Below are 372 nucleotides of genomic sequence, written 5' to 3' on the forward strand. Positions count from 1 at the left end.
AGCTGTGGAGGTACGGGATCGCCTGCACCAGGTCGCGGATGGTCGCACCGGTCTCCCGGCGCACCCGGCGGCCGAGCGTGCCCGCGTCCGGGTTGGCGTCGATCGCCAGGATCTTGTCCTGCCGCTCGCTGGCGAGGGTGGCACCCAGCGCGGTGGTCGTCGTCGTCTTGCCGACACCGCCCTTGAGGCTGATGACCGCGATCCGGTAGCACGTCAGCACCGGAGTGAGGATCAGTTCCAGCTTTCGCTTCCGCTCCGCCTCCTCCTTCTTGCCACCGAGCTTGAACCGGGACGGCTGCGCGTTGGCACCGGGCTTCTTCGGCTTCGGCTGATTCCGCAGCAGCCGGTCCGAACTCAGCTCGACCGCCGCGG

Annotated in this window: 1 protein-coding gene; it reads right to left on the reverse strand. The window is 69.1% G+C overall.

Translation table 11 applies throughout. The features are described from left to right. Positions 1-372: nucleotide-binding protein (locus AC13HU_RS38345; protein WP_483046603.1), on the reverse strand; the 372-nt coding region annotated here is incomplete at both ends.

Source organism: Streptomyces sp. NH27, from assembly GCF_056859195.1.